Origin of the sequence: Bradyrhizobium sp. sBnM-33 (assembly GCF_032917945.1) — a bacterium.
Taxonomy (GTDB): Bacteria; Pseudomonadota; Alphaproteobacteria; order Rhizobiales; family Xanthobacteraceae; genus Bradyrhizobium.
In genome coordinates this window covers 8,155,219-8,179,848 of record NZ_CP136624.1, presented here as the reverse complement: position 1 = coordinate 8,179,848, position 24,630 = coordinate 8,155,219, and the positions used below count along the sequence as shown (strand labels likewise).

Genomic DNA, 24,630 nt, shown 5'->3' with positions numbered 1-24,630 from the left:
GGTTAGCCATGCCGTCAGCACGGCCCTCACGTATCAGGATTTTCATCCTGCAAGACTGGTTGCGGCGGGTGTGCCGCATCCCGGCCGGCGCGCGCCAGTGGTATGGCTGACAAATCGTGAATGGGCCGTAGTTCTCCGGAGCGGCGTCGTTCGTCGTTGGTCTGACATTTACTCTGAATCGCAACTCCCGGCCGCCAATAACGAGCATTTAGGCCTGTTGCACGCATAAAATCCGCAAGGGGCAGCCCGGCGCTGCCGGCAGGGAGCTTGGGGACGGTGAAGACCGACATCGCGCGCACACTCGCGGCGTTGAATGCGACCAACGAAGCGATTCTGTACGCCAAATCGCCCGAGGAACTGTATGCGAAGGTTTGCGACGCCGCGTTCTCGGTCGGCGACTTCCTCGCTGTATCGGTCTTCCTGCTGGAGAGGGAAACCAATCTCCTGCGCTTCGCCGCCGGCTGCGGCGATGACGTGCCCCGGCTGCGCAGCATCGATATTTCGGTTCTGGCCGGAACGCCCGAGGGATCCGGTGTGGCCGGACAAGCGTTCCGCGATGGGCGCGTATGCGTCAGCAACGATTTCCTGAACGATCCGCGTTCGCTGGCCTGGCACGACGGCGCGAAGGCCAACCAGGTCCGCGCGGCGGCAGCGCTGCCGCTGCTCTGCAATGGCGAGAGCGTCGGCGTGTTGCTCGTTTCGCGGCGCGAGGCGCACTCGATCGACGGGCAGCTCGTCTCGATGCTGGAGCGTGTGTCGGCAAACATTTCGTTCGCGCTCGACAATTTCGACCATGAAGCTGCGCGCAAGAACGGCGAGCGCACCATGCGGCGGTTGAATCGGATGTTCGGCGCCATCAGCGCGACCAACGAAGCCATTCTTCGCGCCAAGACTGAACAGGAACTCTATCAGCGCGTTTGCGACGCAGCGGTATACAGCGGAAAATCAGCGGCCACGGTGATCCTGCTTGCAGAGCCGGACTCGATCTGGCTGAAGCCGGTCGCCGGGACAGGCGCAATCGTCGAACAGATCATGCGTGCGCCGTTCTCGATCGACGCGGGCAACCCGTATGGAACGGGCGTCTGCGGCAAGGCATTCCGGACGCAGCAGCCTGCCGTCAACAACGACATTCTCAGCTCGACACAGGGGCAGCCCTGGCACCAGACCGCCCGCGAAACGGGCGTTACCGCCTGCGTCGCCCTTCCCCTGATCAAGGCAGATGAGAGCGTCGGCGTGCTGCTGTTCTTCGTCGGAAAGCTGTGGGCGGAGGATGAAGAGATCGTCGCGCTGATGGCGCGGATCGCAGAAAACGTTTCCTTTGCGCTGGAAAACTTCGAGCGTGCCAGCGAAAAGGCGCGGGCCGACGCGCAGAAGCAACGTTTGGGGCGCATGCTGGCGGCGCTCAGCGCCACCAACGAAGCGATCGTCCGTGCGACGTCGCGGGCGGAGCTGTTCGAACTCGTGTGCGAAGCTGCCGCGAATGGTGGACGGTTCAACTCGACCAGTATCCTGTTGGCCCGCCCCGACAGCTACGACATCGATCTGGTGGCCGTTGCGGGACCGACGGCAAACAACATGCGGCGGGTCAAGGTCTCGACCAACGCGGATCTGCCTGAAGGGCGTGGTCTCTGCGGCAATGCGTTCCGCTCCAAGCGAGCTTGCATCGCAAACGACTTGCGGGCCGATCCGCGAGGATCGGCATTTCATCAGTTCATTCATAGCGATGGTGCTATGTCGGGCGCTGCGTTTCCGCTGCTCGTTTCCGGTCAGCCCTTCGGTGTGATGTTCTTCATCTCGTCCGAGAAAGACACGTTCACGCCCGAATTTGCCGAACTGTTGCAGCGACTCACGGAGAATGTGTCGTTCGCGCTGGAAAATTTCGACCGGGCGGACGAGAAGGCGAGGACCGAAAGTCAGAAAGAGCGCCTGACGCGGATGTTCGCTGCTTTGAGCAGAACCAACGAAGCCATCATGCGCGCCAAATCCCGCACGGAGCTTTTTGATCTCGTGTGCGAGGCTGCGGCAAATGGCGGCAGGTTTACGTCGACCACCATTGCGCTGGCCACCCCCGGCAGCGACCTTCTCAGAATCGTGGCCGCCTCCGGCCCGGCAGCCGAGACGACGCGGCACGTCAGGTTGTCGACGGATGAAAGCCGTCCCGAGGGACGGGGGCTCAGCGGAACGGCGTTTCGAACCGGGCGTCCATGCATCACCAATGATTATGTTAGCGACCAGCGCGTTGCCGCCTTCCAGGCCGTCGTAGGTAGCTATGGCGCTCAGTCAGGCGCCGCCTTTCCTCTCTTGGTCCGGGACGAGCCAGTTGGCGTCATGATCTACATGTCCTTGGACAAGGACACCTTCACCGCCGAATTCGTCGAACTGCTGCAACGACTGGCCGACAATGTCTCGTTCGCGCTGGAGAACTTCGATCGTGCCGAGGACAAGGCCAGGACCGAAGTCCAGAAGGAACGCCTGACGCGCATGCTCGCGGCGCTGAGCGCGACCAATGAGGCGATCATCCGCGCGACCTCCCGGACAGAACTGTTCGACCTGGTGTGCGAAGCCGCCGCCAATGGCGGCAAGTTCACCCTGACCTCCATCGTATTGGCGAAACCCGACAGCGATGATCTCGAAGTTGTTGCTGCCGCGGGTCCGACTGCCCTCAGCGCACGTCTGGCGAAGATATCGGCCAGTGAGGCGCACCCGGAGGGACGTGGGCTGTGCGGTCAGGCGATCCGTTCGCAGCGGCCGTGCATCATCAACGATTACCTCGCTGATCCCAATGCCGAGGCGTTTCACCACAGAGCGCGTCTCGATGGCACGAATTCCGGCGCTTCGTTCCCCCTGCTGGTGCATGGGCAAGCCGTCGGCGTGATGTCGTTCATGTCGCGCGAGACGGATACATTCACGCCTGAATTTGCCGAGCTGTTGCAGCGGCTCGTCGACAACGTGTCCTTTGCCTTGGAGAATTTCGATCGCGCGGATGAAAAGACCCGCGCGGACGAGCGGATCGAGTACCTGGCGTCGCACGACAGCCTGACCAACCTGCCGAACCGGGAGATGTTCAACGGTATGCTTCGCCGAGCGATCGACGCCGCCGCGCGCTACCAGCGGCAGTTTGCGCTGCTGTTCATCGACCTCGACAGATTCAAGGTCATCAACGATTCGCTAGGGCATGACGCCGGCGACATGTTGCTGGTGGAGATCGGCAACAGACTACGCCGCGCGCTGCGCTCGAGCGACGTCGTGGCGCGGCTCGGTGGCGACGAGTTGGTGGTCATTCTGGAGGAGGCGGCCGAGCGTCACGAGGTGGAGCGCATAGCCGGCGAGCTTCTCTCCGTACTGGGCCAGCCGCTGCAGCTCAGTGGTCACGAATGCCACACCACCGCCTCGATCGGGATCGCGATGTACCCGTCCGACGGTGCCGACATGCAGACGCTGACCAAGAACGCCGACATGGCGATGTATCTCGCCAAGGAAGACGGCAAGAACGGCTTCCGCTTCTTCACCAAGGAGATCAAGACGCAGTCGATCGAGCGTCTGACGCTGGAGAGCGCGCTGCGCCGCGCGCTGGAGCGCGACCAGTTCTCGCTGCACTACCAGCCCAAGATCGACATGGAGAGTCGTCAGATCACCGGGGTCGAAGCGCTGTTGCGCTGGAATCATCCCGAGCTCGGCACCGTCTCCCCGGGGCAATTCATCCCGCTCGCCGAAGAAACCGGCCTGATCGTTCCGATCGGCCGCTGGGTGCTCGAAGAAGCCTGCGCGCAGAACATGGCCTGGCAGCGCCGTGGCCTGCGGCCGGTGACGGTGGCGGTCAACCTGTCGCCGCGGCAATTCGCCGATCCGCATCTGCTGCAGGACGTCGACGAGGCGCTGTTGGCAAGCGGCATGTCGCCGGTGTTGCTGCAGCTTGAGGTCACCGAAAGCATGGTGATGCGGCATGTGTCGCGCGCGGTCAAGATCCTCGACGCGATCCAGAGCCGCGGCATTCGCCTTGCGATCGACGATTTCGGAACCGGCTATTCGTCGATGTCGCTGATGAAGCAGTTCCCGATCGACACCATCAAGATCGATCGCTCTTTCGTTCGCGACCTGCCGGTCGATTCCGAAGACCAGGCTATTGCGCAGGCGATCATCAGCATGGGCAAGGCGCTTGGCATGACTGTCATTGCGGAGGGTGTCGAGACCCTCGAGCAGGAGGCGTTCCTGCGCAGCCACGCCTGCGACGAGATGCAAGGCTTCCTGTTCTCGAAACCGCTACCTGCAAAGGAGATGGCTGATCTGCTTCGGGCCGAACCGCGACTAGCCTCGCCGCCGCTGCAGCCGGAGGCTGGGTCAGGGTTGAAACGCACTGTCGTCTGACGGCTGCGGGTGCAGCTCACGCACGAGCTTTGCGTCGGGAGCGTCAGCCTTGCGGGGAAAGTCGTCCGGCCAGGGCAGGGAGGTCTGCCCCGCGAAGGCTTTGAGGAGGAGCTCTGCCGCGGCGGCATAGGTCGCCTGGTTGGGCAGGCCAAGCTCGGCACACCATTCCGGCGGCAGGGATTGCGGCGCGCTGCGCAACTCCATCGCCGGTCCCCACCACCATGCCGGGGCGGCCGATCGTTCGGTTTCGGGAACAGCCCGCCAGCGCGTGTACTCGCCGATCAAGCGTTCGAACTGCAGTCGCGTCGCCGGATGCATCCCATCTCCTATCATCAGATGATAGCCACATCCGCACGCGGCGCAATGCGCGTCAGCCGGCTACTGCCGGCCGTGCTGCCAGTGCGCGGTCACATCCGCGCCCGATTTATTGAGATGCACATGCTGATCGACGTGATCGACCCATGACACCGGAATGAAGTGGTGATGCTGACCATCGGGCGAGCTCTGTTTGGTCAGCTTGATCTTGTCGGTTCCTTCGAGATGGTCGACTTTTCCGACCGTCTTCCTATCCGACGAGATGACGTCCATGTGTTCCTTGATCTGCGCGGTAACAGTCATGTTTCATGTCCGTAACGTGGTTGAGAGCATGAAACGCATCGCCGCCGAAATAGTTGCGGAGCCGTCTGCCGCTGTTCGCGGCCTGTACGCCAGCCACACAGCATTGCTCCCGAGCGCTTGCAATAGAGCGGTTATCTGTCTTCCGCCACCGTCGAGGTCGCCGGACCTTCGCCCATGATCAGCACTACGGCGTCTTCATCCTTGGCACAACGCATCTGCAGCATGAAAAACGGATTTACGCTGGTCAATGTGATGCTACGTTGCCGCCTAACCAAAAGCAGCCAGAGGAGGGTTACGTTCATGAAGCGTTTGTCGGTACTTGCGGCCGGCCTGTTGATGGGCGCAGCCGCCGTTCAATTTTCCAGCGTGGCGTCCGGCCAGAGCGATGGCTGGGTGACGCTCGTCGACGGCACCAAGATGGGCGACTGGACCGAGGTCGGCAAAGCCAATTGGGCGATGAAGGACGGCGCGCTGGTCGCAGACAAGATCACTGAAGGCAAAGATCCCTCCTATCTCGTCAGCAAGCAGTCCTACAAAGATTTCGAGATGAAGGTCGAGTTCTGGGCCGACGATGACGCGAACAGCGGCATCTTCATTCGCTGCGACCAGTCGGCCAAAATCGACGCCAAGATCTGCTACGAGGTCAACATCTTCGACAAGCGGCCCGATCCGACCTACGGCACCGGCGCAATCGTCGACCTGGCCAAGGTCGACCCGATGCCGAAGGCGGGCGGCAAGTGGAATACCTTCGAAATCACGGCCAAGGGGCCGCATCTCGTCGTCGTACTGAACGGCCAGAAGACGGCCGACGTCCAGGATTCAAAACACGCCAGCGGCCCGTTTGCCCTGCAATACGGCTCTGGCGTGGTCAAGTTCCGCAAGGTGCAGATCAAGCCGCTGTAGGCCGTTGGGGGCTTGTGCCGCTCTTTGGACTCCCTCCCCGCTCCCGGGGGAGGCATAGGCGGCCTCCGGGCCGCCGTTCTTCAAAGTGATGCTGATGCGGAGCATCAGCTACGGGTGGGGGTGTCGCCGCATCGGGATCGCCGAGGTTCAAGCGCCCCGGAGTAACCTCGCCTCAATCGCGACCAGGCGCACCCGTCTTGAGCGGGTGGGCCTTCTTGTGCCACGCCCAGGCGGTGCGGATGATCGTGGCCAGATCCGAATGGGCGGGACGGAAGTTCAATGTCGCGCGCGCGGCGGAGGGATCGGCGACCAGATAGGTTGGATCGCCTGGTCGGCGGGGCTTGACGACATGCGGGACTTCGCGGCCGGTCTCGGCGGCGATCGCCGCGAGGATCTCGCGCACCGAAAAGCCATCGCCGGTGCCGAGATTGAAGGCGCCGCCGGCATGCCCCTGCAGCAGAAGCTCGAGCGCAAGCACGTGGGCGGTCGCCAGATCGGTCACGTGGATGTAGTCGCGGATCGCGGTCCCGTCGGGCGTGTCGTAATCGTCGCCGAACACGGCGAAATCAGGCACATGTCCCTGCAGCGCCATCATGGCGCGGGGGATCAGGTGGGTTTCCACCTCGCGCAATTCGCCGATGCCGCCGGCGGGATCGGCGCCTGCAGCGTTGAAGTAGCGCAGCGCGAACGAGCCGAAGCCATAGGCTGTGCGATAATCCGCCAGCATGCGCTCGATCATCCATTTCGAGGCGCCATAGGGATTGATCGGCGCGCAGGGATAGTCTTCGGGCAGTGCCTTGCTGTCGGCATTGCCATAGACCGCGCCGGTCGATGAAAACACCAGGCGGTTACAGCCGGCCGCACGCATGGTCTCGAGCAGCGACAGCGTGCCGGCGAGATTGTTGACGTAGTATTTCTGCGGATCGGCAACGGATTCGCCGACCAGGCTCGACGCGGCGAAGTGCATGACCGCCACAATGTCATGCTCGGCAAAGGTCCGCGCCAGCGTCGCCCTGTCGGCGATGTCGCCGACCACCAGCGTGCCCGCGGCGAAGCTGCGATGGCCGGTCGAAAGATTGTCGTAGACAACGGGCTGGTAGCCCGCGCTATCCAATGCCCTGCAGCAATGCGAGCCGATATAGCCCGCTCCGCCGGTGACGAGAATGGTTGGACGGCTGCTCATCGGCTTTGTGTCCCGCCGGTGTCCCTCGATCGGCTCCTGTTCAGCAACAGATACAGCGCGCGGGGATTGGTGGTCAAATAGCGCCAGAACAGGCGGCGCGGCTCCAGCCAGATGCGCCAAGTCCATTCGAGGCCCGCATGTTGCATCCACAGCGGCGCGCGGGTGCGGCTGCCTGACAGGAAATTGAACAGTCCCCCCGCCGTCTTGATAACGCCGACATTGGAGAGGGCGGGCGCGAATTCCTCGACGAAGGCCTGTTCATAGGGAACACCGAGCGCGACCCAGAGATAGTCCGGTGCCAGCGCGTTGATTTCGGCGACCTTGGTGCGCAGCGCCTCGCCCCGGAGATAGCCGTGGTAACGGCCGACAATCTTGAGATCGGGATATTGCCTGCGAACGCTGGCGACCGCGGCGGCGTTCTCGGTCTCGTCCGCACCCAGCATGTAGAAGGTCAGGCCGGCCGCCTGCGCCTTGCGGGCGACGACGTGGAACAGGTCGGTGGTCGCGACGCGCTCGGGCAGCGGTGTCCTCGATTTGAGCCGCGACACGGCCACCAGCGGCTGGCCGTCGGCATTGATCAGATCGGCAGTTCGGAACAGCCGGTCGGTCATCGGCTCGGTCGAGCAGCGCGCCAGCACCTCGCCATTGGCCGAGGTCAGATAGAGCGGACGATTGATGCGACGTTGCGGGAACACCATGTCGATCATGAAGTTCGCAGTCTGCTCGAGATCCAGCACGGCGAGCCGTAGCCCACCGAGCGTGATGCGGGGTATGCTGGCCGTAGCCGCTCGGCCGACGGGATTTGCGCGGCGCTCAAGCATATTGCTTGTCCCGCTGCTGGCCGACGGCCGTGGGGTCGACTTCGCTGAGGACGACACCGACCAGCTTGTGCGCGGCCCCACCGAGGGCTGCGATAATGTCTTCCATGCTGTCGTTGATGTCGAGGTGCACCGGCAGGATCGCAACCAGTCCCTCGGCCATCTCAAGCAGTTTGCGGTCGGTCGGGCTCCACGGCATCGCCGGCCCGTCGAGGATCACGAGGTCATGTTCGCGCGCGGAACGGGCCTGCGCAATCGCCTTTCGAATGGCATCGCCGGCCTTCGCGTCCGTAGCCTTGATGGCCGGCAGGATCGAGATTCCGTTGGCGGTCTGGATCGCGCGGGGGGCCTTGGTGCCGATGCTGAGCCAGCCGAAACGGTTGGGCTCGCTCTTGGCCAAGTGGCTCACCTTGTCCGACAGCGCGCGCTGCTTGAGGTCGGCATCGATCAACAGCACCTTGGCGCCGTCGCGCGCCGCGGCGAGCGCGATGTTCAGCGCGACGATGCTGCGGTCCTGATCCGAACCTGCGCCGATCACGGCCATCACGGGCGGCGTTTGCCCGGCGCGCCTGGCCAGCGCTGCGCGCATCTCGCGCATGGCATTGAGGACGGTCATCAACGAAAAGCCGGCGCGCAGCGTAGGCCAACCGAAGCGCGTGACGTCGGCGATGCCATCGGTCGCAAGAATGCCACTGAGCGTGCGCATCACGTCGGCTTCGTGTAGCCGTGCGATCAGCGGCTTTTCGATCAGGCTGACGGCGGGTTGCGCCCGCAGTTCGGCGGCAGGCGGCTCGCTCGCAGCCTCAGGCGCGGCGGGCTCTTCCGTAGCTTCCGACGGCGCCTTGTCCCGGGGCTGCAGCGGGTTCGTGCCCGGCATCAACTGATTGGCCGCGACGATCCAGCCGGCGGCTGCGAGCCCGCCCAGAACAAAGCCGATCATCGCGAGCAAGCTCATGGCCGGCGGGAAGGTGCGGCGCCGCGGCACGGTGGCCTCACCGATGATGCGTGCGTTCGAGGTGTTCAGGCTTTCCTGCTCTTCGGTTTCGCGCGATCGCTTCAGGAACGACTGGTAGACGTCGCGGCTCGCCTCGACCTCGCGTTCGAGCTCGCGCAGACGCACCGAAGCCTGGCTCATCTGGACGCTCTGGCGCTTCTGGGTTTCCAGCGCCTTGTTGAGCGATGCCTCGTAATCACGGGCGCGGATCAGGTCGTTCTTCGCGGCTTGCGCGAAGCGCTCGACCTCTTCATTGATGGCGCGGCGCAGGTCCTGCACCTGCTGCTCCATCTGGCGCAGCGCCGGATGGCGCGGCCCCAGTTCGCTCTGCAGTTCAGCCTGGCGCTTTCGCGCCTCGGCAAATTGCGCCCGCAGATTGGCAATGGTCGGCGACTGCAGCGCCTCGGGAATGGCGCCGGCGTCGCTTGATGCCTTGCGACTGGCTGCGATCTGGTCGAATTTGGCCTGCGCGTCGAGCGTCAGCGCACGCGCCGCGGCGAGCCGCTGGTTGCTGGCGGAGAGCTGCTGGTCGCTGATCAGCGTGTCCTGGGTGCCGACAAAGTTGTTTTGCGCCTTGTAGACCGCAAGCGTGTTCTCGGCATTGCGAAGCCGTTCCTGCAGCTCCTTCAGCCGGCCGGAAAGATCGCTGGTCGCGCGCCGCGCGGCGGCGGCCTGCGACTGTTTGGATTCGGCCAAATAGGCTTTTGAGATCGCGTTGGCGAGCATCGCGGCTTTGGCGGGCTCGTACGACCAGACGTCGATGTCGACGATGAAGGTCCGATCGGTCTTCTTGACGTTGACGTGGCGATTAAGCGCTTCCAGCGCGCCCATCTGAATTTGCTTCTGCTGCTCGGCGGTCGGGCGTAGCTCGATGCCGAACAGGCCGAGCAGCGATCCGAGCAAGCCCTTGGCATCGCCGCCGCCGAACTCCGGATCCTTTTCCAGATTGGTGTCGCGGATCACCTGCAGCAGCACGTTGTTCGAGGTGATGACGCGCGCCTGGCTTTCCACCACCATCGCGAGGCCGGAAATATCCTGGGCGCGGGGCGTCAATTCGCGATCGACCAACTGCAATTCGCGGGGATCGACGTAGAGCTGGGTGGAGGCGGTGTATTTCGGCGTCAGGCACTTGCCGACCGCAACGGCAATGCAGGCGGAGATCAGCGCCGCTGATGCGATCGCCGCCTTCCGTTGCCACAGCAGCTGGGCCAGATCGAGCAAGCTGAAGCCGGCCGGCGCGGTCGCCGCGGCGGGCCTGGCGTCAGGCTTTATCGGCTGGTCATAGATAAGCATCGACCCCAGCATCCATTCGAACTGCCGCACGCATCGGCTGAGGGGTTACTCTTCGGGTCACGCCAGGCGCGCCGGAAAAAAGCGCTGAAGAAACGCAACAGGGAAAATTAACCATACTCACCGAGAGACTATTCACCGAAATGGCAAACAAAGCGTTTAACCGCGGGCGCATCGCATCGCCTCCGCCACGGTGAGGATAGGAATTTTCCGCCGCGATGCCGCTGCGAGCGCATGCTCGAGCAGGGCAGGCGAGCAGCCATAGGGGCTCGGCCGGTTGGTGACGTCGTGGCCGTAGAAAATTAACCATCCATTATTGGTTTGCGCGTCGTCAAACGCGCGTTCAATCCCGTCACGGTCCATCTCGCGATCGATCAGCGGCATCGCGCGCAGGAACTGCAGATCCACGCCGCCGCTGTTGACGCCCTGGACGATGCTGCGGCAGGTCTCGAATTCCTTTTTGAGCTGATGCTTGCGGGCGTAGGAGCCGTATCCGAACGGATAGGCAAAACTATCGATCCGTATCGAAGGGTCGAGCGCGTGAAGGTAAGCGCGGTTGCGCAGGATTTCCTGTCGCATCGCGCCCTCGTCGAGGTCGCAGGCGCGCTGATGCGAAAACGTGTGGCAGCCGATCTCGTGACCCCCGTGGTGAAGCGAGACCACATCCTCGCCATCGCCCGTCACCCAGTCCGGCGCATCGGCGCCGACCAGACTGCCCGAGACATAGAACGTTCCCCGCGCGCCATGCGCTTCGAGCATCGCAGCGCCGGTCGTCACCGCGCTCTTTGGCAGGTCGTCGAAGGTGAAACTGAGCATCGGCGTGCTGGTGCGCAGCCGGAACAGATCGACGTGCAAATGCATCGCCAGCCGGTGGCCGACCTTTGCCCTTGCCTCTGACCACATCGCGTTCATGGTTCAGCGCTTTCGCAGGATCACATGGTAGTCACCCTGCCGCACGTCGGTGCGGCCGGGCAGGAAGAAGTTCATCGCGCGCGCGGCGGCATCGACCAGCGCAGCGAAGGCGGGCATGCGCAGCCGCATCTCCGGATAGCGAGGGCTCTCATACTGCTTGCGATAGATCATCTGCAGGCCGTGCTGTTCGGCGAATGCTTCCAGATTGGAAAGCGTGACCAGCGGATGGAACAGCGTTGGGAACGGTGCGTGGCCGGGCAGGCCGGCTTTGTTGTCGCCGCGGACATGGCGGTAGAACCAGACATGGAACCAGTGCGGCGAGTATTTGGTGACAAAGCCGGACAGCGAGCGCGGATTGGGCGCGCCGATCAGGATGAGGCCGTTCGGCTTCAGCGCTTCGCAAAAGCGCAGCAATGCCGCTTCGACGTCGGGTACGTGCTCGATCACGTTGTAGCAGATCACCAGGTCGAAGCTGTTGGGCCGGAAGCGATGGGTCTGGATGTCGCCGAGGATGGCCTGCTGCGCGTAATCGTTGTTGCGGATCTGGTCCTCGTCGATATCGACCACGGTGACGTTGGCGCGATGCAGCACTTTGAGCGGCAGGAAGCTGGTCGAGCCGCCGCCGGCTTCGTAAATCGAGAGTTCGCCTTCAGGCAGCGACGCTTCGAGAATGGCATGAACCGTGAGCAGACTCTGGCGCGCCTCGCCGTGCACTAGCTCGAGCAGCGCCTGCGGATGCGGCACGGTTTGCGGAGAGTTTGCTGTCGCCGGCGCGTGGCCGATCGTGACTGCCTCGTTCATCGAATCCATCCATTCTGACGTGGGGGATGCCCTGTTCATTCTAGTTTTCCCAATCCACCCGCTGAAACGCTTGCAACAACGCCTGGTCCGCCTTGTGAATCGAAGGATCGAACGGCACGCGGTTGGTGCGTTGATATTTCCAGTTGCTGCCGATCTCGCGAAAATGCCGGAACGAAAAGTCCTTGGTGCAGAAATACGAGGTCCACCAGGAGAAGATCGAATGCACGTGCCATTGCGCATGCGTCGGACACCGGCCGGGAACCACCGTCCATTTCGGCAGGCACGCATTGGCGTCACGTCGCATCACCAGCCGTGAGAGCTCGTATTTCGGCGGCATGAAGATCGAGAAGTCGGCGTGGCGATGCGGAATGCGCATGTCGTCGCGGAGACCGTCGTCGATGCCGATGATCCATCGTCCCCGATAGCGAACAAGGCCTGTCCATGATTGCTCGGCGGCTTCGAATACCGACTTTCCGTTCTTCGAGAGTACCAGCTCGTCGATGTCGGAATTCATGGCGCTTCGGGCATGCTGCAGGAACCGCCACCTTGCGTGCTCCCAGGCTCCCAGCTGGCAGAAATCGGAATCCCAGTGATCCCAGCTATTGGCGCCCTGCGGGCCGTACTTGAAGGGCCACTCCATCACGACCGAGCATCGGATGCCCGCGATCGATCGAAGCGCCGCGCTCAAGGTGGCGCTGTCGTAGGCGCTGGAGCCGTTGTCGTAGATGAGAACGGCGTCCGCCCCGTGAACGTCGCGGTTGAACCTCACCCAATCGAGGATCCATTCAATCGGGTTGTCTTTCGACATCGTAAAGATGACGCGGCAACCGCGGAACATTTCCGACTCATTCGGCGACACCGAGAAGGTGAAGCTGCCCAGTTCGCCCAATGCCTGGACCGGGCTGGCATTCTCGGGAATGTCCAGCCACAACTGGGCGTGACGGTCGAGCTGCCTTGTCCACGCTTTGCAGGTCCCGGCGCCGCTGATGAAGGTTGTTGTCGCAACGTCCCGCGCGAGGTTGAAGAAGGGCGGTGCAAACAGCGCAATCTTTGATTTGCTGACCTGCACTGCATCGTAGAACAGCGTATTGCTGTCGAAGTCGCGGTCGAAATTCTCGCCCCGGAACGCGAGCGGGCGGGTCGCCTCGCGCCGCTTGTCGGTAAAGTCCGACAGCGATGCTGAATTGGTTCGACAAATGACATGTCGATTGTCGGTTGCAACGACCGGGCTTTTGCTGGCGAGCCGCATCATGGTTTTCTGATCGACATGCTGGATAACCCCGTGGCGGGGGCGGTGATCGACGGAGCCGGAAGGGCGTGTGCTTCACGGGTCGATTTGCTGGCCGGCCAGAGCTTGCGATGCGCGCCGTAGGCGATGACGGCCTTCCGCAAGCCCGCGATGTCAAACGCGAAGGCGGCGACGACGTACACGAGGCAGCCGGTCGCGGCCAGTACACCAAACGAGATCACGCCGATCGGAAGCAGCGGTTTCAAGAACGTCAGCACCAGCGCCATGATTGCCGCCGCCGAGACGATGCGCATGACCTGGAACGCATTGAAGGGAAGCGGAAACGCTTTCCGGGTGAGATACCAGCCGAAACCCGCGCCGAATGCTTCGACGATGACAAGGCTCGACGCCGCGCCAATCAGGCCAAATCTGGCAAGCAGAACCGGCATGACCAGCAAGTTCGCGATCAGCATCGCGATGCTTTGCATCGTCATCATGAACGGCGTCTTGGCAAGATGAAAGCTCGCGTGAATGTAGGACTGGGAGAATGACTGGAACAGCCAGGCGAATGCCAGGATCGGCATGATCTGCGCCGCGGTCTCCCTGAACTCGCTGCCGAGGATCACGCCGGCGATATAGCTGCTCGTCAGCGCCACGCCGACGACGGCAGGCAGGACGGCGGCGAGGAGGATTTCGAGGCTGAATTCCAGATGTGGCCGCGCCTCGCGGGCGGCGCCGTTGGCGTAAGCGCGCACCGCCAGCGGGATCGTCGCGGATGCGATGCTTACCGCCGGAATCAGGATGATCTGCCGGACGAGATCGGCGGAAGCGCCGTACTGGCCTGCCGCGTGGTCGCCAATGAAATGAAACACCAGCATCCGGTCGAGCGCAGCATGAGTCGCAAAGATGATGCCGGATAGCGTGATTGGAATGCCGAAGGCCGCAAACGTTCGCAAATCGGAAAGCTTTGGTCCCGCGACGGGCGACCGCAGGATCGTGTTCGCAAACAACGTCGTCGTGACGAAATAGGTGATGGCTACCATCGCGAGCTGGCACAGTCCGCCGCCGCCCAGCAGCGCCGCGGCCAAACACAGCGTAAACGCCAGGCAGGCGCGGATGATCGACGCCGTCATGAACGCAAGCGATTGCAGCCGCGCCTTGAGCAGTTCCTGCCCGAGTTCAAACAGGCCGAGCCCCAGCGCAAAGAAAATGGCGGCGACATTTCGTTCCAGCGAGACCGACGTCGTCAGCGTGGCGACGAGAAGTGCGATCGGCGCGGCGAGGGCGGAGATGAGGTAGGCGAGAAAAATGGTCTTCCTGACGTCGACCGTGCCGCCCTCCGACTGAAAACGCAGCGCGGCGACCCGAACCCAGGTGAACAGCAGCGCCGAGACGATACCCGCGGTGCTGAGACCGACGACATAGACTCCATATTCGTCCGGCGAGAGCAGGCGCGTGAATACGACCGCGCTCAGCAAGCCGATAGCAGCCGATACGACGCTCGCGACCGAATAGTGGAACGTTTGGCTGAGCATTACTTCGGCAATGGGTTCAGGGTTAATGACACGGCACAATTCATCTCGACGATCTGCCGGAGGCTCGCCGTTATCAGGCGCGATCTCCCGCGGTGCCCATTGGAGCAAGATCGGTGCCGAACCGGCGCGGAACGTCTTGCGGTGCGTCAGCGTGGTTAACTCGGAGGTTTTCCGTCGGCTCTTGCCGATAGACGACGAGGCCGGAAGCTTTCGGCACATCCGATCTGTCCGGGCTGTCCGTGTTTGCAACAGGCCGGGCCGTTCTGAGCTGCGCGGTAACCATTTCGGCCGCACGTATTCGTGCATGCGCCCGCAGTGGACTGGATATTGCACAGCCCGTCACCGAGATCGCCGGCCTTTTCGGCGAATGGATTGCCGATGAGCGTTTGGCTATTTTTCGATAAAATCTCTTTCCGCAGAGCGGGCTCTGCGGGGCTCCTGTTGATTTTGGGACAGCCACCTTGTCCGGTCTGTATCCTTTTGCGACGGCGAGAGTTCATCATCGCAACGGTTTCCTGCGGCGCCTTAGCGCCGTGACGTCCGTCTTTGCCAGAAAGCACGCGAGGGTGGACGATGTTCCGAACTGATCAGAGGCATCGCAAGAAGCACGGCCTGAAGCGGCTGGTGCTGTTCCTGGCAGCTTTTGTCCTGACCGTGCTGCTGTTAGCGCACGTCGACAGCAATGCTGCCTCACGCGCCACGTCCACTCCGTCGAAGTTCGCAGGCGCCTTCGTGAATTGGGGTCCCGTCGGGCGGGAGCATACGCTGCAGGCGTGGGAAAAATGGCTGAAGCAGAAGCCGTCCTCGGTGCTCGGCGTCGACTTCTATGGACAAACCGCCTGGGAGGACTTCTCCAAACTGAGTTGGGTTCCCGGCGTTTGGAGGAAGCTCAACCCTATGCGCAACGTGGTCTGGTCGATCCCACTGACCATGAAGGGCACGCCTCTCGCCGACGTTGCCGAAGGCTTGCACGATGCCGAATTCGAAGCGGCAGCCCGGGCGATTTCGGCAGCCCATCCCCAGGCGATCATCCGGCTCGGCTGGGAAATGAACCTGGCGGAAATGGCGTGGTTCGCGAAAGGGCATGAAGCCGATTACATCAAGGCGTTCCGCCGCGTCGTGGAGATATTCCGCCGTCACTCCACTGGCTTCAAGTTCGATTGGTGTCCGGGATGGGGACCGCAGGATATGCCGGCGGACGCGAGCTACCCCGGCGACGACGTCGTCGATTACATCGGCCTCGACGTTTACGACTTCAAGCATGAAGGCTCCGCCGAGGAGCGCTGGAACACCTTCTACGTCAAGGCGCCATTCGGCCTCGAATGGCACCGCGACTTTGCGCTCCGACACGGCAAGCGCATGAGCTATCCCGAATGGGGCGTGGGCAATTTCGGAGATAATCCGTTCTTCATTCAGCAGATGCACGACTGGTTCATGAAGAACGAAGACAGGATCGCCTACGCCGCCTATTTCGACGTCAACGGGGCGTGGCCTACCCAGATCGACAACGGCCAGTTTCCGAACTCGCAAAGGCTGTTCCGAAAATTGTTCAGCCGTTGATCCGCACTCGACGTTCGTTCAGCGCGGATTAACCCCGTCCATTAACCGTCGCCGAAGTTCGGTGCCTCACGTTTCGCTGCCGGATCGAAATTTGCACCACGGTGCGCGTTACTTCCGCAACGCCCGGAGAGATCCCGGAGCGAGCGGTTTTATCGAGACGGAAGTGTGCCGGATTAGTCCGGCCATCCCGTTTCGGGACGATGAGACATATTCGTGAACGACCAGACTTTCATGGCAGGGATTTCGACCAGCGATCGCCGGATGGAGCGGCCTGATCCGGCGGTCAGGGCTCTGCGCGCACTGGTGGCAGTTTCGCCGGCGCTCGATCCGGGACTCGAAACTGTGGTTTGCATCCCCTGTTTTCGCCGCCCCGAGTACCTGCGCCGGACGCTTCAGTCGCTTGCCGCTCAACGCGCCAGCCACCGCTTCGCCATCGTGATGGTGGAGAACGATGCGTCGAGGAGCGAGAGCGTGCCGGTGGCCGCCGAATATCTGGCGTCGGGGAAGCTCTCAGGACTCTGCGTGATCGAGCCGCGGCAGGGAAACTGCTATGCGATCAATGCCGCCTTCGAGACGGCGCTGCAGATGTTCCCTTCTGCGACCAGCTTCTTGATGATCGACGACGACGAAATCGCTTCGCCGGACTGGCTGGAGCAGATGGTCGGGACGGCGGAAGCGACCGGCGCCGACATCGTCGGCGGGCCGGTATTTCCTGAATTCGATGACAAACGGAAGCGTGGGCTGCGTCGTCACCCCGCATTTGCGCCGGCCTACGACGCCTCAGGTCCAGTGCCGGTGATCTATGGCTGCGGCAATTGCCTGATCCGGCGCGCGGTGTTCGACCGGTTGGACACGCCGGCGTTCGACCTCCGTTTCAATTTTCTTGGCGGCGGAGACACCGATTTCTTCTATCGCTGCAAAAGGCTCGGTTTGCGGTTTCATTGGGTAGCCGAAGCCGCGATCAGCGAGACCGTGCCGCAAAACCGAACCGGCCTGAAATGGCTGGTGACGCGGGGCTTGCGGATCGGCGCGATTAACTACCACGTCCAGCGCAAAGCGACGCCGACGTTCCGGTTGCGGGCGAAGTTGACCGCCAAATTGCTGGCAGCCTTGCCGCTGTCGCTCATCCATGCCCTGCACGCGGTCTTCACCGAGCGCGAGTGGACCATTGCCATGCATCCCGTAATCGTGGCAATCGGCAGCGTGCTGGCCGCGTTCGGCCTCGAGCCGCAGCCCTACAAGGCCTCGAAGATCGTCTCATGAGCCAGCGCATCGGCGCATCAGAAATCCGCAATGTTGCCGCCGGGATAGAGCGGCAGCAGGTGATGGACATCGTTCGCGGCGCGACCTTTGTCGGCACGCTGCTGCTTGGCTGGATATCGCTACATCCGTTCGTCAGTCTCGGCGACATGCAGATCGGTGACGTCAGCACCGGAAACGAACTGGCAACCTATGCGATGTTCGGCGCGCTCAGCGTGCTGACAGTTGCGCTCGCGATGCGAAATGACGCCCGGGGATTGGCGACATTGTTGTCGCCGGCGTTTGTCCTGTTCGGCGCCTGGGTGCTGGTAACCGTCGTCTTGTCGTTCGATCCGACAACGTCGATCAGGCGTTGTTCGCTGACGACCTGCGTTGTCGCAGTCACCGCCGCGCTGATGCTGCTGCCGCGGTCACAGCAGGAATTGATGCATTGGTTCACGATCGCGGCGCTCACGCTATTGGCGATCTGCTATCTCGGAATATTGCTGGCCCCGGATCTTTCGATTCACTTGGCGACCGACCCGCTGGAGCCGGGACTTGCCGGCAACTGGCGCGGCACGTTCGGCCACAAGAACCAGGCCGCAGCCATCATGGTGATGGTACTGTTTCTCGGCGTCTACATCATCCGCTCCGGTCTATGGATGTCCGGCGCCGCCATCACCGCGCTTGCCTCGCTGTTCCTATTGTATTCGGCCGGAAAGAGCTCGCTGACGCTGTGCTTTGCGGTGCTTCTGCTGACGTCGGTCACCTCTTTAATCCGCTCGTTCTGGCTTCGCGCGATCATCTTGCTCACGCCGCTGGTGTTGCTGAACCTGCTGAGCGTCGGCACGGTGATGTTTGAAAGCCTCGCCGGAATCTCCAAACTGCTGCCGTTCGATTCGACGTTCACCGGGCGCACTGACATCTGGGCGTTTGCGTTGCAGTCGCTACAGGCACGATTGCTCACCGGATACGGCTTTGCTTCCTTCTGGGGCAGCAGCGCCATTCAAAATCTTCCCGAAGGCAAGGAGTGGGCCAGCTTCGCCGCGCACAGCCATAATGGCTATCTCGACACCGCGCTGGGTATGGGCGTTCCCGGGCTTCTTTTGCTGATCCTGGTGCTGGTGATTCTGCCGTTGAGGAATTTCCAACGGGCGGAGGAGGGCGGCAACAACGGTCCGCTCGCCATGATGCTGCTGCGGATCTGGCTGTTCGGGCTCTATCTGTCGGCGATGGAAAGCTTCTTTCTCGACCGCTCCGATCCGCTGTGGTTCACGTTCCTGATGGCGGTATTCGGTCTGCACTATCTCGCCCGGTTCCGGGCGCGTGCCTGACGATTGCGTGTCCCGGACGCGGTGCAGCGCTCTTCGCGCTGCGCCGTAGAGCCGGGACCCATTCCCTCCCGCAACTTCCCGGACCCCGGATCAGCAGCGCACTACGCCGCAAGGCGGCGCACTGCGCTGCGTCCGGGGAACGCATCCTACAACTGTGCCCGCACAGCTTCGGCCACATCCTTCCACCAGCCGTCGAAATCAAACGGCAACGGCACCGGCGGCCACTTCACCACCGAGGCAATCCGGTCGGCATAGGCCTCGTTATCCGAGCCGCGCGCGACCAGCACGACAGCGCCGCGGCTGATCAGTTCCTTGAACCGCGGATGGTGGTCGAATTCCTCGGGCAGCGCAGGCCCGGCGACGATCAGCGGACGGCCGGATTGCACGCAGGTGAGAATGCTGGAGCGCCGCGCGGTGATCCCTTCGTCAAGTGGATAGCAGAATACGTCCACCTCGCTGAACAGGCCGAACACCTCGTGATCGGAGGCGACGAAGCCGGAGACGCTTACGTCTTCGGCAATGCCGAGTTCGCGCGCGCGGGCATGAAACTCCTCCTCGACCTTGTCGACGCCGCGAATGAAGGAGCCGATATAGACGAGCAGCGGCTTGAGCCCGCGCTGCTTCAGGATGGCGCCGATCTCGAGCAGCGCATTGGGTTGCTTGCTCGGATAGATCGATCCGAAATGGCCGATCAAGAGCCGCCCGTCGCCTTTGGCGGCGATGAGGCGATGGCGCAATTTCGAGTCCTCGATGCCTGCCGGGGCTTCAATATTCGGCGGCAGCGGCGCCAGCACGATTTTTTTCGCGGTCCAGCCGAGCAGGCGATCGTCAGCCAGCTCGCGCCGGACCAGCGGCGAGAACATGATGATGGTGTCGGCCAGCAGCAGCGCCGGAATGTAGGTGATGCGGCGCAGCCAGTGCAGCCCGCCCCATTCGTGTTGAATCAGGATAATTTTGCGCCGGCGTAGCCAGCCGATCGCCAGCACCATGAGCGGCGCGACGATCACGCGTTTCCACGCCACGATCGGGAGGTTGCAGACCACGCTTTCTGCCGTGCCGACCGCGCGCCAGATATCGGCGAGCGAACCCTCGCTGCGCGTCAGGGTTAACGTCGCGCTAGCGCCGGGCTCGAGCTTTTCGATCGTCTCCTGCAACAGCCGGGTGAACTGACCGATGCCGCAATGCATCTGCGGTCCCGCGCCAAGAAACAGCGCCCGATATCGGGTTTCTCCAGTCATCGTGCGGCGGGGTTCCAGTGAGTCTCGGCGTTAGCCATACCTGCCAGACATTAGCTTCCGGTAAGCGGCAGCGTCCGCCCGGCACCGTTCTTGCCAATTCTACCGTGAAGATCGTCCGGCCGTCTCATAACGGGACATCGGGCGGTCACGCAATGGCGCCAAGCCGCGATTTCGGGACAGCCGGAATAGGCCGTGCGCCAGGCAACAGGAAGTCAGCAGGAGCGCGGCGATGACGGGCAAGATCTTCAGCACATGGGATGAGACGCATTCCGAGCTTTGGAGCCATCAGCCGATCCGGCTGCAACACGAGATGCACAAATCGCCCGCCTTCTCGATGGACGAACTCGCCCAACTGATCGAGAGCTATCCACGCGAGCACTACAGCCTGGTGAAGACCGGGGCCAAGGGCTCCAGCCGGGTGTGGCGCGAGGGTGATATCGGTAACCTCTCCGGCCGGCAGGTCATCGAAGCGATTGCCCGCGGCGGGCTCTGGCTCAACATGCGCGACGTCGGCGCGGTCGACAGTCGCTTTCGCAAGCTGATCGACCGGATGTTCGAGGAGATCGCCGCCAAGGTTCCTGGGTTCGTGGCGCCGAACCACCAGGCCGGCATTCTGGTCTCCTCGCCGGACGCGCAGGTTTATTATCATGCCGATTTACCCGGGCAGGGTCTGATCCAGATCGCCGGCCGCAAGCGGGTCTACGTCTATCCGAACACGCCGCCGTTCCTCAAGCCGGAGCACCTCGAGGACATCGCGCTGTTCGACGTCGAGGTCGATCTGCCCTATGCGCCCTGGTACGACGCGCATGCGCAGGTGTTCGACCTCGAGCCCGGCCAGATGCTGAACTGGCCGCTGAACGCGCCGCACCGCGTCGAAAATCTTGGCACCGTCAACATCTCGATGACGGTGTCTTACGGTAACAACGACATCCGTCGCGCCCAGATCATTCATCTCGCCAACGGTCTGCTGCGCCACCGCTTCGGCTATACGCCGAAGAGCCGCAATCTGCGCGGACCGTCCTTCTTCGCCAAGAAGATACTGCAAAAAATCGTGCGCGACAGCAAATGGGTCAAGCGCGAGCGGAGCGCCCGCCGCGCGATCGATTTCCGCCTCGATGCGGGCGAACCCGGCAAGATTATCGATCTGCCGAAGGCGGCATAGATCGCAACGCCGATGACAGTGCTGACGACCAGTGCGGGGCAATTGGCGGCGCGCTCATCACGCCGCGCGGCCGGATTCCGCGTCGAACTGGTGCGCGACTGGCAACAGGCCGTCGCGCGGTGGCACGACATCAGCCCGTCGACGCCGTTCCAGCACCCGCAATGGTATGACGCCTGGTACGGCGCCTTCGCCGCGGCCGAGGGCGTGGCGCCGTTGATCGCGATCGTCACAGACGCATCGAGCGGCGAGCCGGTTGTGCTGCTGCCGCTGATCCGCCGACAGCAAGGCAAGATCGTCATTGTCGAATTCGCCGATCTCGATTTGACCGATTACAATGCGCCGATCCTGGGCAGCGCCGCGCCACGCGATGCCAAGATGGCGCGCGCGCTGTGGCGCAGCCTGTTGTCTGCGCTGCAGCGGATGCCCGACGCGGCCGATCTTGTCCGCCTTCGCAAGGTGCCTGTCGACCTCGACGGTAAGCCCAATCCTATTGCGTTGCTCGATGCTGCCGGAGCATGCTCGCTCAACGGTAATCTCGTCACGACAGGCGAGGATTACGACGCCTGGCGCTACTCGCTGGGAAGGACCGTGCGCAAAGAGCTGGAGCGGAGCTGGCGCGTGTTCACGCGCGATCCGGCTGCGTCCTTTGCGATCGTCACCGATACCGACGAGGCGCTGCGGATTCTCTCGACCACCGAGGTTCAGCAGGGCACGCGGATGCGAAGCCTCGGGCTGAATTACATCCTCAATGACGAAACCTGCGCAGTGTTCTATCGCAACCTGGTGCGCGACGGCGTCGGCAACGGCTATGCGCTGGTCTCCTCGCTCGCAGCCGGCGACGAAATCGTGGCGACGCTGCTCGGCATCAGGACCGGCTCACGTTATGTGATGATCCGCATCAGCAATGCCGGCGAGAAATGGTCGAGCTGTTCGCCGGGCCGGCTGATCATCGAGCGCACCATGGCAGCCCTGCACAAGGACGGCGTGCGCGAGTTCGACTTCTCCGTCGGCAATTACGCCTATAAGCGCCGCTTCGGCGTCACGCGCGTGCCGCTGATCGACGTCAGCGCGGCCTTGAGCTGGCGCGGATGGCCCTACGCCTTGCGCGATCGCGCGGTGCGAGAATTGCGCAACTATCCGCGGCTCGACTTCCATGTGAAGCGCTTGCTCGGCAAGCCACTGTCGCGCGAAAAGAACTGACACATTGTTGCCGCACGGGAACAACCGTGCAAATCTGCAACACATGCCAGGATTGTGCAGCCGTTCCTGCTGTGTTCGCGGAAGTTGATGATCGGCTTCGCCCCACGCGCGTATGCTGCGCTTCGGGTGGAAGGGCTACTCGTGAATTGCTGCCGTGGGGAGAGCCAACATGCCAGCCTATATTCATCATGATGGCATTGAGCCGGGTTTCGTCCTTTGTCCGAGCTGTGTCGGACTTCCGATGTTCGTTCGGGACGTCGAACCGCATTGGAACCAGGCAAAGATCGACTTCACCTATGAATGCGCCGATTGCGGCGCCGAAGTCCGGCAGACCGTCGTGAAGCCGGAACTGCAGCATTGAGGGCGCGAATTCTGTAGGGTGGGCAAAGGCGCGTTGCGCCGTGCCCACCAATATCTTCGGCGAAGTAGGAAGATGGCGGGTACGCGAAGCCTGTCATCAGGCGCGCGTTCGCGCGACCGTTGGCTTTGCCACCCCACACAGCAGCTTCAAACCCGTCTCACCACGCCGGGCTGCCCGGAATCGCATTCCAACGCGTCGCGATCCCAATTTGCCGCGATTGCCGCAGCCTCATAGGTGCTGTGCAGGAAATCGAGCAGCGCCTTGTCGGGATCGGCAGCCGTCCGGACAGCGTCGTATGGCAGAATGAATTCGCCTAGCGCTTCGCTGAAGAACGCCGCGTCCGGTTGCACCTTCGCCGCGTGAAAACCCGGCGGCTCGGGATAGGCATAGGAATAGAAGGCGGGATAATCGATAGCGCCACCGCCCGGCCAGAACCCGGCGCTGCTGACTTCGTGTGAATAGGCTTCATGTGCAACCGCGTCGGGCAAATGTGGCACGCCGCCGGGATGGCGTGGCGCGCGGCGTCCCGAGAAGCGCGTCACCGCGAGATCGAAACTGCCCCAGAAGAAGTGCACCGGGCTCGTCTTGCCGAGAAAGCTGGTGCGGAACTGTTTGAAGACGCGATCGCTAGTGACGAGGATTTGCAGGAAGCGTCCGACAGCATCTGGATCGTAGGAGGCGTGCACGGTGTCCTCGGAGAATTTTATCGGATCGGGCAGCTCGTTCGGCATCTCGTCGATGGCAACGGCAATGCCGAGTTCGCTAAGCGCGGTAAGCGTGGCGGTGTAGAAGCTTGCGACGGAATGACCCGGCAGCGCAAAGTGCCGCTGAGCGCCGTCGCTGGTCGAGATGCGCAAGAGGTGGTCGATGAGTTCGAAATCGATCTGGAACGTTCGTGCGCCGTCGGGCACTGGCGATGTCGTCAATCCGCGCGGCGTGACATAAAGCGCCACGTGCCAGGAATGATTGAGCCATGGCGATTTGGCGAGGCGGATCTTGCCGACGATTTGGGTCCAGAGATGTAGCGTCGCATAAGTGTCACGCCATGCCGCGGTCGGCAATTCCGGCCACGGGACTTGCGAATTGTTGCTCATGCTGGAACCTTTGCGTGCCGACCGGAGGTCGAAGGCCTATCACGAATTCATCAGGCGTTTAGAAACCATGCCTCACGATTTCGTGCATCGGGCAGCGCCGCGCCATGACCTGCAGCGACCGGCGTGCCAGTTGCAAAAGGGCGGCATTCGTAAGAGAGAACGCCGCCCATATCGCATCAGCCATGCAGCTTGTTCGCGGTCTCCGCGATCACGCGCCCCTGATAGCGCGCGCCGGCGAGTTCGTTTTCGCTCGGCTGGCGGCTGCCGTCGCCGCCGGTGATCGTGGTGGCGCCGTACGGCGCGCCGCCGGTGATTTCGTCGAGCTTCATCTGGCCGGCAAAGCCGTAGTTCAGGCCGACGACCGTCATGCCGAAGTGCAAGAGATTGGTGATGATCGAAAACAGCGTGGTTTCCTGCCCGCCATGCTGGGTCGCCGTCGCAGTAAAGGCACCGCCGACCTTGCCGTGCAGCGCGCCCTTGGCCCAGAGCCCGCCGGCCTGGTCGAGGAAGTTTGCCATCTGCGATGTCATTCGGCCGAAGCGGGTGCCGGTGCCGATGACGATCGCGTCGTAATTGGCGAGGTCTTCGATCGTTGCGATCGGCGCGGCCTGATCAAGCTTGTAATGCGAGGCCTTGGCGACCGCTTCAGGCACGAGCTCCGGCACGCGCTTGATGTCGACGGTGGCGCCGGCCTTGCGCGCGCCTTCGGCTACGGCATTCGCCATCGCTTCAATGTGACCGTAAGCGGAATAATAGAGCACGAGTACTTTGGCCATGGTGGTTGTCCTTTGGTTT

The 24,630-nt window shown here is 62.6% G+C and carries 21 protein-coding genes; 8 read left to right on the top strand and 13 right to left on the bottom strand.

The window, feature by feature from the left end:
* The first annotated feature begins 276 nt into the window (after window positions 1-276).
* On the top strand, window positions 277-4,365 hold the full coding sequence (locus RX328_RS38400; protein WP_213247928.1) for a GAF domain-containing protein: 4,089 nt from the start codon (window positions 277-279) through the stop codon (window positions 4,363-4,365).
* Here RX328_RS38400 and RX328_RS38395 read toward each other — a convergent pair.
* From RX328_RS38395 to RX328_RS38385, 3 genes are all read right to left on the bottom strand, one after another.
* A complete protein-coding gene (locus RX328_RS38395) occupies window positions 4,339-4,683 on the bottom strand; it encodes a hypothetical protein (RefSeq protein WP_213247930.1) in 345 nt (114 codons plus the stop codon). The two genes, RX328_RS38400 and RX328_RS38395, sit on opposite strands and share 27 nt — an antisense overlap.
* 60 nt (window positions 4,684-4,743) lie before the next feature.
* Window positions 4,744-4,983 (bottom strand): DUF2171 domain-containing protein, encoded by a 240-nt coding sequence (locus RX328_RS38390; protein WP_213247932.1) that lies wholly within the window; start codon window positions 4,981-4,983, stop codon window positions 4,744-4,746.
* A gap of 131 nt (window positions 4,984-5,114) precedes the next feature.
* Entirely contained in the window at window positions 5,115-5,285 is a 171-nt protein-coding gene (locus RX328_RS38385) for a hypothetical protein (RefSeq protein ID WP_213247934.1), read from the bottom strand.
* Between RX328_RS38385 and RX328_RS38380 the strand changes: the two genes are divergently transcribed.
* Window positions 5,284-5,886: a DUF1080 domain-containing protein gene (locus RX328_RS38380; protein ID WP_213247936.1), complete on the top strand. Its 603-nt coding sequence runs from the start codon at window positions 5,284-5,286 to the stop codon at window positions 5,884-5,886. The genes RX328_RS38385 and RX328_RS38380 overlap by 2 nt on opposite strands.
* 172 nt (window positions 5,887-6,058) lie before the next feature.
* On the opposite strand, the gene galE is transcribed toward RX328_RS38380, so the two are convergent.
* From galE to RX328_RS38345, 7 genes are all read right to left on the bottom strand, one after another.
* Entirely contained in the window at window positions 6,059-7,069 is a 1,011-nt protein-coding gene (gene galE / locus RX328_RS38375) for a UDP-glucose 4-epimerase GalE (RefSeq protein WP_213247938.1), read from the bottom strand.
* On the bottom strand, window positions 7,066-7,890 hold the full coding sequence (locus RX328_RS38370) for a WecB/TagA/CpsF family glycosyltransferase (RefSeq protein ID WP_213247940.1): 825 nt from the start codon (window positions 7,888-7,890) through the stop codon (window positions 7,066-7,068). Before RX328_RS38370 ends, galE begins: the two co-directional genes overlap by 4 nt.
* A complete protein-coding gene (locus RX328_RS38365) occupies window positions 7,883-10,174 on the bottom strand; it encodes an exopolysaccharide transport family protein (protein ID WP_213247942.1) in 2,292 nt (763 codons plus the stop codon). Before RX328_RS38365 ends, RX328_RS38370 begins: the two co-directional genes overlap by 8 nt.
* Before the next feature lie 156 nt (window positions 10,175-10,330).
* Window positions 10,331-11,083, bottom strand: a complete 753-nt coding sequence (locus RX328_RS38360; protein ID WP_249726124.1) for a polysaccharide deacetylase family protein — start codon at window positions 11,081-11,083, stop codon at window positions 10,331-10,333.
* A 3-nt stretch (window positions 11,084-11,086) separates the two neighbouring features.
* Window positions 11,087-11,884: a class I SAM-dependent methyltransferase gene (locus RX328_RS38355; protein WP_213247944.1), complete on the bottom strand. Its 798-nt coding sequence runs from the start codon at window positions 11,882-11,884 to the stop codon at window positions 11,087-11,089.
* A 40-nt stretch (window positions 11,885-11,924) separates the two neighbouring features.
* Window positions 11,925-13,133, bottom strand: coding sequence for a hypothetical protein (locus tag RX328_RS38350; RefSeq protein WP_213247946.1), 1,209 nt, complete (start codon window positions 13,131-13,133; stop codon window positions 11,925-11,927).
* Window positions 13,133-14,647, bottom strand: a complete 1,515-nt coding sequence (locus tag RX328_RS38345) for a lipopolysaccharide biosynthesis protein (RefSeq protein ID WP_213247948.1) — start codon at window positions 14,645-14,647, stop codon at window positions 13,133-13,135. Before RX328_RS38345 ends, RX328_RS38350 begins: the two co-directional genes overlap by 1 nt.
* A 573-nt stretch (window positions 14,648-15,220) precedes the next feature.
* Between RX328_RS38345 and RX328_RS38340 the strand changes: the two genes are divergently transcribed.
* From RX328_RS38340 to RX328_RS38330, 3 genes are all read left to right on the top strand, one after another.
* On the top strand, window positions 15,221-16,207 hold the full coding sequence (locus tag RX328_RS38340) for a glycoside hydrolase family 26 protein (RefSeq protein WP_213247950.1): 987 nt from the start codon (window positions 15,221-15,223) through the stop codon (window positions 16,205-16,207).
* 261 nt (window positions 16,208-16,468) lie between these two features.
* A complete protein-coding gene (locus RX328_RS38335) occupies window positions 16,469-17,470 on the top strand; it encodes a glycosyltransferase family 2 protein (protein ID WP_249726140.1) in 1,002 nt (333 codons plus the stop codon).
* Window positions 17,467-18,780, top strand: a complete 1,314-nt coding sequence (locus RX328_RS38330) for an O-antigen ligase family protein (RefSeq protein WP_213247952.1) — start codon at window positions 17,467-17,469, stop codon at window positions 18,778-18,780. The genes RX328_RS38335 and RX328_RS38330 overlap by 4 nt, the downstream gene beginning before the upstream one ends.
* Before the next feature lie 146 nt (window positions 18,781-18,926).
* On the opposite strand, the gene RX328_RS38325 is transcribed toward RX328_RS38330, so the two are convergent.
* Complete coding sequence (locus tag RX328_RS38325) at window positions 18,927-20,018, bottom strand: glycosyltransferase (RefSeq protein ID WP_213247954.1); 1,092 nt, start codon at window positions 20,016-20,018, stop codon at window positions 18,927-18,929.
* Window positions 20,019-20,247: 229 nt separating this feature from the next.
* Between RX328_RS38325 and RX328_RS38320 the strand changes: the two genes are divergently transcribed.
* From RX328_RS38320 to RX328_RS38310, 3 genes are all read left to right on the top strand, one after another.
* On the top strand, window positions 20,248-21,180 hold the full coding sequence (locus tag RX328_RS38320) for a cupin-like domain-containing protein (protein WP_213247956.1): 933 nt from the start codon (window positions 20,248-20,250) through the stop codon (window positions 21,178-21,180).
* Between the two features lie 12 nt (window positions 21,181-21,192).
* Window positions 21,193-22,380, top strand: a complete 1,188-nt coding sequence (locus RX328_RS38315) for a GNAT family N-acetyltransferase (protein WP_213247958.1) — start codon at window positions 21,193-21,195, stop codon at window positions 22,378-22,380.
* Window positions 22,381-22,549: 169 nt separating this feature from the next.
* Window positions 22,550-22,741, top strand: coding sequence for a hypothetical protein (locus tag RX328_RS38310; protein WP_213247959.1), 192 nt, complete (start codon window positions 22,550-22,552; stop codon window positions 22,739-22,741).
* A gap of 146 nt (window positions 22,742-22,887) precedes the next feature.
* Here RX328_RS38310 and RX328_RS38305 read toward each other — a convergent pair whose 3' ends face one another.
* Window positions 22,888-23,835, bottom strand: coding sequence for a DUF5996 family protein (locus RX328_RS38305; RefSeq protein WP_213247961.1), 948 nt, complete (start codon window positions 23,833-23,835; stop codon window positions 22,888-22,890).
* Window positions 23,836-24,011: 176 nt separating this feature from the next.
* Window positions 24,012-24,611, bottom strand: a complete 600-nt coding sequence (gene wrbA / locus RX328_RS38300) for an NAD(P)H:quinone oxidoreductase (RefSeq protein ID WP_213247963.1) — start codon at window positions 24,609-24,611, stop codon at window positions 24,012-24,014.
* Window positions 24,612-24,630: the final 19 nt, after the last annotated feature.

Excerpts from the sequence above, each read along its gene's own strand:
- RX328_RS38395 (WP_213247930.1), bottom strand. The coding sequence starts at position 4,683 with ATGCATCCGGCGACGCGACTGCAGTTCGAACGCTTGATCGGCGAGTAC.
- RX328_RS38390 (WP_213247932.1), bottom strand. The coding sequence starts at position 4,983 with ATGACTGTTACCGCGCAGATCAAGGAACACATGGACGTCATCTCGTCG.
- RX328_RS38380 (WP_213247936.1), top strand. The coding sequence starts at position 5,284 with ATGAAGCGTTTGTCGGTACTTGCGGCCGGCCTGTTGATGGGCGCAGCC.
- RX328_RS38385 (WP_213247934.1), bottom strand. The coding sequence starts at position 5,285 with ATGAACGTAACCCTCCTCTGGCTGCTTTTGGTTAGGCGGCAACGTAGC.
- galE (WP_213247938.1), bottom strand. The coding sequence starts at position 7,069 with ATGAGCAGCCGTCCAACCATTCTCGTCACCGGCGGAGCGGGCTATATC.
- RX328_RS38370 (WP_213247940.1), bottom strand. The coding sequence starts at position 7,890 with ATGCTTGAGCGCCGCGCAAATCCCGTCGGCCGAGCGGCTACGGCCAGC.
- RX328_RS38365 (WP_213247942.1), bottom strand. The coding sequence starts at position 10,174 with ATGCTTATCTATGACCAGCCGATAAAGCCTGACGCCAGGCCCGCCGCG.
- RX328_RS38360 (WP_249726124.1), bottom strand. The coding sequence starts at position 11,083 with ATGAACGCGATGTGGTCAGAGGCAAGGGCAAAGGTCGGCCACCGGCTG.
- RX328_RS38355 (WP_213247944.1), bottom strand. The coding sequence starts at position 11,884 with ATGAACGAGGCAGTCACGATCGGCCACGCGCCGGCGACAGCAAACTCT.
- RX328_RS38350 (WP_213247946.1), bottom strand. The coding sequence starts at position 13,133 with ATGCGGCTCGCCAGCAAAAGCCCGGTCGTTGCAACCGACAATCGACAT.
- RX328_RS38345 (WP_213247948.1), bottom strand. The coding sequence starts at position 14,647 with ATGCTCAGCCAAACGTTCCACTATTCGGTCGCGAGCGTCGTATCGGCT.
- RX328_RS38340 (WP_213247950.1), top strand. The coding sequence starts at position 15,221 with ATGTTCCGAACTGATCAGAGGCATCGCAAGAAGCACGGCCTGAAGCGG.
- RX328_RS38335 (WP_249726140.1), top strand. The coding sequence starts at position 16,469 with ATGGAGCGGCCTGATCCGGCGGTCAGGGCTCTGCGCGCACTGGTGGCA.
- RX328_RS38330 (WP_213247952.1), top strand. The coding sequence starts at position 17,467 with ATGAGCCAGCGCATCGGCGCATCAGAAATCCGCAATGTTGCCGCCGGG.
- RX328_RS38325 (WP_213247954.1), bottom strand. The coding sequence starts at position 20,018 with ATGACTGGAGAAACCCGATATCGGGCGCTGTTTCTTGGCGCGGGACCG.
- RX328_RS38320 (WP_213247956.1), top strand. The coding sequence starts at position 20,248 with ATGACGGGCAAGATCTTCAGCACATGGGATGAGACGCATTCCGAGCTT.
- RX328_RS38315 (WP_213247958.1), top strand. The coding sequence starts at position 21,193 with ATGACAGTGCTGACGACCAGTGCGGGGCAATTGGCGGCGCGCTCATCA.
- RX328_RS38310 (WP_213247959.1), top strand. The coding sequence starts at position 22,550 with ATGCCAGCCTATATTCATCATGATGGCATTGAGCCGGGTTTCGTCCTT.
- RX328_RS38305 (WP_213247961.1), bottom strand. The coding sequence starts at position 23,835 with ATGAGCAACAATTCGCAAGTCCCGTGGCCGGAATTGCCGACCGCGGCA.
- wrbA (WP_213247963.1), bottom strand. The coding sequence starts at position 24,611 with ATGGCCAAAGTACTCGTGCTCTATTATTCCGCTTACGGTCACATTGAA.